7 protein-coding genes and 1 pseudogene are annotated in these 5,900 nt (G+C 71.6%); 5 read left to right on the top strand and 3 right to left on the bottom strand.

The features are described 5' to 3' along the window. Nucleotides 1-263 (bottom strand): annotated as a pseudogene (locus E4O86_RS23315) (hypothetical protein); the annotation flags it as partial. A gap of 261 nt (nt 264-524) precedes the next feature. Here E4O86_RS23315 and E4O86_RS22090 point away from each other — a divergent pair. Continuing rightward, entirely contained in the window at nt 525-1,283 is a 759-nt protein-coding gene (locus E4O86_RS22090; protein WP_161142708.1) for a TerC family protein, read from the top strand. On the opposite strand, the gene maiA is transcribed toward E4O86_RS22090, so the two are convergent. Continuing rightward, nucleotides 1,284-2,060 (bottom strand): maleylacetoacetate isomerase, encoded by a 777-nt coding sequence (gene maiA / locus E4O86_RS22085; protein WP_343039218.1) that lies wholly within the window; start codon nt 2,058-2,060, stop codon nt 1,284-1,286. It abuts the gene before it with no gap. Between the two features lie 102 nt (nt 2,061-2,162). Here maiA and E4O86_RS23310 point away from each other — a divergent pair, with 102 nt between their 5' ends. Then, nucleotides 2,163-2,303: a hypothetical protein gene (locus E4O86_RS23310; protein ID WP_205521044.1), complete on the top strand. Its 141-nt coding sequence runs from the start codon at nt 2,163-2,165 to the stop codon at nt 2,301-2,303. A gap of 91 nt (nt 2,304-2,394) precedes the next feature. Here E4O86_RS23310 and E4O86_RS22080 read toward each other — a convergent pair whose 3' ends face one another. Continuing rightward, nucleotides 2,395-2,829, bottom strand: a complete 435-nt coding sequence (locus E4O86_RS22080; protein WP_161142707.1) for a group III truncated hemoglobin — start codon at nt 2,827-2,829, stop codon at nt 2,395-2,397. Nucleotides 2,830-3,436: 607 nt separating this feature from the next. Here E4O86_RS22080 and E4O86_RS22075 point away from each other — a divergent pair. The 3 genes from E4O86_RS22075 to E4O86_RS22065 all read left to right on the top strand — a co-directional run bounded on the left by E4O86_RS22075 (nt 3,437) and on the right by E4O86_RS22065 (nt 5,775). Beyond that, the gene (locus tag E4O86_RS22075; protein WP_161142706.1) at nt 3,437-4,318 is read left to right on the top strand and encodes an alpha/beta fold hydrolase; all 882 of its coding nucleotides are present in this window, start codon (nt 3,437-3,439) and stop codon (nt 4,316-4,318) included. 203 nt (nt 4,319-4,521) lie between these two features. After that, nucleotides 4,522-5,205 carry a hypothetical protein gene (locus E4O86_RS22070; protein ID WP_161142705.1) on the top strand — a complete coding sequence of 228 codons (684 nt, stop codon included), beginning with the start codon at nt 4,522-4,524 and terminating at the stop codon, nt 5,203-5,205. Between the two features lie 174 nt (nt 5,206-5,379). Further along, nucleotides 5,380-5,775 carry a hypothetical protein gene (locus E4O86_RS22065; RefSeq protein ID WP_161142704.1) on the top strand — a complete coding sequence of 132 codons (396 nt, stop codon included), beginning with the start codon at nt 5,380-5,382 and terminating at the stop codon, nt 5,773-5,775. Nucleotides 5,776-5,900 lie beyond the last annotated feature (125 nt).

The following is a 5,900-nucleotide window of genomic DNA, read 5'->3' as shown; positions in this document are numbered from 1 at the left end:
GCCGGCGCGGCCTGCGGACCGGCGGCCGCGTTTCCAGCCGGAGCGGCCGGGGACCGGGATGTCGCGGCTTCGGCGGCGCCGGCCTCCGCCGGGCCGGGCCGGGCTTCCCCGGTCTCCTCCTCCGGCGGCGCCGGCGCGACCGTCATCCTGACCGTCGTGGAATCGGCGTCGTCGCGGGGCGGGGCCGGTGCCGTCTGCGCGGCCGCGCCTGCCGGTCCTGCGGCCAGAAGCGCAAGCGCGAGGAGCCGTGCCATCCGTTGCATCGAAGGTCCTCCCGAACACGTATGAAGGGCGACGCGGCGGATCCGCCTCCGGTTCCGGCGCGGGTGCCGGCCGGAGCGGGGATTTCCCGGCAGGGTTACCGATCTCCTGCTTCTCGGCCCGGGCGCTCCGGATCACGGGGTCGTGAAGTCCGGGCCCTGTTGAGCAGCCGCGGGGACGGCCCTAGATGGAGGCGACCCGACCGGGCCCCTCTGGCAGCCGAAACCGGCTGCGATGTCGGCGGGAGAAAGAGGAGAGGCCCAGTGGATTACCTTGCAAGTCTCGCCGCCGATCCCGCCGTGTGGGCGGCGCTCGCGACCCTCATCGCGATGGAGGTCGTGCTCGGGATCGACAATCTCATCTTCATCTCGATCCTGACGAACAAGCTGCCTGAGGCGCAGCGCTCGCGCGGGCGCCGTCTCGGCATCAGCATGGCGCTCATCCTGCGCCTCGGGCTCCTCGGCACGGTCGCCTTCATCGTCCAGCTCACGACGCCGCTCTTCTCGCTGTTCGGCCACGGCATTTCGTGGCGCGACCTCATCCTGATCGCGGGCGGCCTGTTCCTGGTCTGGAAGGCGACCAAGGAGATCCATCACAATGTCGATCCCGATCCGGGCGACGACATGTTCGAGAAGCGGTCGGCGACGATCGGCTTCGGCGCCGCCGTCACCCAGATCCTGCTGCTCGATCTCGTCTTCTCGATCGACAGCATCATCACGGCCGTCGGCATGACGGACCACATCCCCGTCATGGTGATCGCGGTGCTGGTGGCGGTCGGCGTGATGCTGGTGGCGGCCGATCCGCTCGGGAACTTCATTCACCGGAACCCGACGATCGTCATGCTCGCGCTCGGCTTTCTCCTCCTGATCGGCACGACGCTGATCGCCGAGGGCTTCGGCGCGCACATCCCGAAGGGCTACGTCTACGCCGCCATGGCCTTCTCGGCCTTCGTGGAGGGGCTCAACATGTTCGCCCGGCGCGCCCGCCGGGCGAAGGGCGGGCCGGGCCCGGCGCACGATTGATCAGCGCAGCCGCGCCTCGAGCTCGCTCGGGGCGCCCGGCTGGCGGAGCGGGTGCGTTTCCAGGAAGGCGGGCAGCGTCATGCAGGTCTGGTAGATGTGGCCTGCGGTCGGCCAGCGTCCGAGATCGTAGTCGAACAGCATCTTCGCGCTCGTGATATGCGCCACCAGGCAGATGTCCGCGATGGTCGGCGTGCCGCCGAGGCAGAAGCGGCCCGTCCGGGCATCGCCGCTGAGCATCGCTTCCGCGACGTCGAGTCCGCGGTCGAGCCAGTGCCTGATCCACTGCGCGCGCGCCGCCGCGCCGGCGCCCAGTTGCTGTTCGAGATAGTCCCGGACGCGCGGCACGATGAAGGGATGGGCGTCGACCGCGACCGCGTGGGCGAGGGCGCGGGCATGCGCGCGGTCGCGCGGCCCTTCCGGAAGGATCGCCGGGTCCGGGTGGACCTCCTCGAGATAATCCAGGATGGCGAGCGAGGAAACGAGCGGCGCGCCGTCGTCGACGAAAAGGGCGGGGACCGAAAGGTTCGGATTGATGGCGCGGTAGGTTTCGGACCGCTGTTCACCGCTCGCGAAGTCCACCGTCACGATCGTCGCCGCCACGCGCTTCAGGTGGAGCGCGATGCGGACGCGATAGGCCGCCTGCGAACGCCAGAAGCTGTAGAGCCGGTAGTCCCGCATCGCCGTCCCGCCCCCGACCTGCCGATGGTTCGGCGCGCGCTCGCCGCGTCTGGTCGGGCCGAGGATCATGCCGCCGGGCGGGAAGGGCAAGCCCGCCACGCATCACATTTCCGGGGCAGATGAAACAATCCTGCAATAGTATCGTATTACAATCCTGATTGTTCGCTAGCCCGCCGTGAGAGAAATCTGCAGGAGCTGACCATGCTTGCCCGGATTGTTCGTGCCGTCAGCGCCGGGTTCAGGACCATCCGCGACCGCTTCGCGTCCGATTATCACCCGGAGCGACATTACATGCGCGGTCCCGGTCCGATGACGCGGCGGGCGCAGCACGGCCGCGACTGAGCGGCGGGTCCGGCGGGCATTGCCCGGCAGGCAGGGCTCAGCAGGCAGGGCTCAAATGGCGATTGCCGGCGGGTCCGAACCGCGCCCGCCTTCAGGCCGGGCGCGGCGCGATGGCCGCGGGATCGAAGAACAGCGCGAGCTGCAGGCTCTGCGCGATCCGCCCTGCCTTTTCGCGGAAGAGGGCGGCCACCTCGCCCGGGCACAGCTCACCGACCGTCTCGCCGAAAAGTGCCAGCCAGCGCTCGAAATCCGCGGCGGTGAGACCCCTCATCCTCGCATGCGCCGGCACCGGCCGGCCCTTGTAGCGCCCGGTCAGCATCATCACCGAGGACCAGAAGGCATACATCTTCGGCAGGTGCTCGTCCCAGCGCTCGCCGATCTCGCGCTCGAAGATGGGTCCGAGCTGCGGGTCCTGCCGGATGCGGCCGTAGAAGGCGTCCACCACGTCCCTGATGAGCGCCTCGGTGATCTCGGGGTGAAGCGGCGCGCGCGGGGAGGGCGCGGCCGGAAGGATCGTGATCGACATGGCCGTCCGGAAAAGATGCGTCGGCCATATAGGATATTCACCGAAGCGCGGACCGCAATGCGACGTTCGGCCCGCGGGCGCCCCGCCGCTCCGTTTTCCTCGCCGGACGTGATCCGGCGATCCAGAGGGCGGCGAAGCGGATCGGAGGCCCGTGGATGCCCGGGTCGAGCCCGGGCAGGACGACAGAACAAGCGGTTGCGCGCCGGGACGGAGCAAGCGACCGCGATCGGGACAGAACGAGCGGTTGCGCGCCGGGACGGGACGAGCGGCGGGACGGGACGAGCGCCGGGCGCACGGCCGCGAGCGGCGGAAGTCGCGTCGGCACGGTGCGCCGGAGCGCACCGTGCCGACCGGCCGTCGAGGGGAGGGAGACTCGCTGGCACGGCGACAACGGCACGGGGGGACCGCGGTTGCGCGAGCGCCGGTCCCTTCCTTGATCACGCTTATGAAGCGGGCAAAAAAGGTCCGCGAGCTCCGGGAGTTGGCGTCCGAACGTACGAGCCTGTACTGACCCGGCGGGAAAGCGCGGCCGGCCGGCTCCGGGCCGCGCGGGACAGCGCGGCCGCCCGGCGCCGCGTTCCGCCGGGGAAGGCGGAAGGGAGGTGCGATGTTCGAAGGCTTCACGCTCGAAAGGATCGCCTTGCCCGAGGCGGTCCTGCGTGTGCGGCACGGCGGCAAGGGACCGCCGGTTCTTCTCCTCCACGGCCATCCCCGCACCCACACGACCTGGTGGCGGGTGGCGCCGCTCCTCGCGGAGCACTTCACGGTCGTCTGCCCGGACCTGCGCGGCTTCGGCGCATCCTCGAAGCCCGCCGATACGCATGACCATTCCGGCTCGGCGAAGCGGGCGAAGGCGCGCGACTGCGTGGCGCTGATGGAGCGGCTCGGCTTCGACCGCTTCGCGCTCGCAGGACACGACCGCGGCGCCTATACGGCGTTCCGGACGGCCATGGACCATCCCGACCGCGTGAGCCGCCTCGCCATCCTCGACGCCGTGCCGATCGGAGACGCGCTCGCCCGCTGCGACGCCCGCTTCGCGCAGGCCTGGTGGCACTGGTTCTTCTTCGCCGTGCCGGAGAAGCCGGAGCGCGCGATCCTCGCCGATCCGGACGCCTGGTACAGCGGCGATCCGGCGGCGATGGGCCCGGAGAACCATGCGGATTTCCGCGCCGCGACGCGGGATCCCGCCACCGTGCACGGCATGCTGGAGGACTACCGGGCGGGGCTCGGCATCGACCGCGCGCATGACGAAGCCGACCGGGCGGCGGGGCGCAGGCTCGCCATGCCGCTCCTCGTGCTCTGGTCGCTCCGCGACGATCTGGCGGCGCTTTACGGCGATCCGCGCGCGGTCTGGCGGCCCTGGGCCGGCGCCGGACTGGAGGGCCGCGGGATCGAGAGCGGCCACCACGTGGCGGAGGAGGCGCCGGAGGCCCTGGCGGCGTCGCTGGCGGGCTTCTTCCGGCAGACGGAGCAGCCGGGCACGGTTTGACGGCAGGGTCTTACAGGGGCCGCCCGCGCTTCGCCCGCCCGCCAAGCGCTGCGGCCCTGACGCGTATCACGCGAGCCGGCCCGGCAAGGGCAGGAACGGCACGGGCGGGGGGAAAAGAGCCGGCCGTGCCAGCGGTCGCGCGGGCCGGGTTTAGACGTGAGGCAGGCCGCCCGCGGCGGCGATCCGCACCTGCCGGAGGGTCCATGGTCCGCTATCCCGATGCTCCGCCGACCGACTGGGAGGCCGTCCGTGCCGCCTGGGAGGATTTCGCGACCCCGATCGACACCATATGCCGCCGGTTCGGGCACTCCGGCTGGGAGCTGAAGCGGCGCGCCCTCGCTGCCGGCTGGCGGATGCGCCCGCCGGAAAGGCCGCGCGTCCCCGCGCAGTTCGGCGGTGCGCCGGAGCGGCAGGTGGACTGGCCCGCCGTGCGCAAGGCCTACGAGGCCCGTGCGTGCCCCGTGCGGGCGATCCTGGCGGAATTCGGGCTGAGGCAATCCGAGCTCCGCCGCCGGATCGAGGCGGAAGGCTGGGCGCGGCGTCCCGGCTGCGGGGCTGCGATGAAGCGAAGGACGCTCGACCGGGCCGAGAAGACGGACCGGCGCCTCGACGCCGTCTTCCTGACCGAGCTTGCGCGGCTGGAACGGATGATCTGCGCGGCGGAGCCGGACCATGCGGCGATCGTGAAGCTGCTCGAGGCGCTCGTCCGGCTGCGGGGCTCGATCGCGCGCGGCAAGGCGCGGCGCATGCCGGAAAAGCGCGGCGCGGCGGCGGCGAGCGCGGCGGAACTGGAAGCGGCGGACATCGAATGGATGCGACACGAGCTGACGACGATGCGGGACCGGATCCTGCGCTCGCAGGCCGGCAACGAGGAGGCGGGCGTCTGAGCGCTGCGCCCGGCGCGCGGGCGACCCCGCGACATTCCGCCCGCGCCACGGGCGGGCGTGAGGGGGAACCCCGCCCCGCACCTTCCGTTCACCCTCTTGTCCAGCGGGCAAGGCACAGGCGTGTCCCCGACCAGCCGCCCGCATTCCACACCCGCATTTCACAAGGAGGAGAGGATGGCAGAGGCACACCGGCGCCCACTATCTCCCGGCGCCTGGATCCTGCTCGTCGCGGCGCTTGCGGGGCTCGTCACCGCCGCGATCAACGCCTTCAGCAGCGGCAACGGAATCGCCTTCACCGGCGGCGCCTATCTCGTGCTGGTCTCGACGGCGCTCCTTCTCCTGGCGGCGCTGGTGATCGCGTTCGCTCGCCATGCGCCCCGCTTCGTGCGCGGCCTGCTCCTCGTGCTCGCCTTGCTCGACATCTTCGGGACGGCCGCGGCCGCCTACTTCCTTGAATCGCGCTTCCTGATCGCGTTCATGGCGCTCGGCCTCGTCGGCTGGCTCGTCCATCTCGTCCACGACCCCGCGCGCCACGCCGGCGCGGGCGCAATGGCGGAGGCGGCGCGATGATGCGGCGGCACCTTCTCGCCGCGGCGGCGGCACTCGCCCTTCTCGGCGCGCCGGCCGTGGCGGCGGCGCAGGACACCAATGCCCCGAACGGGACCGGGGCCGGCGCAGCACCGGCGATTGCGGCG

This window comes from Propylenella binzhouense (genome assembly GCF_009866965.1).
GTDB classification, from domain to species: domain Bacteria; phylum Pseudomonadota; class Alphaproteobacteria; order Rhizobiales; family Afifellaceae; genus Propylenella; species Propylenella binzhouense.
The sequence above is the reverse complement of the archived record's forward strand: the minus strand, read 5'-3'. Positions and strand labels throughout refer to the sequence as shown.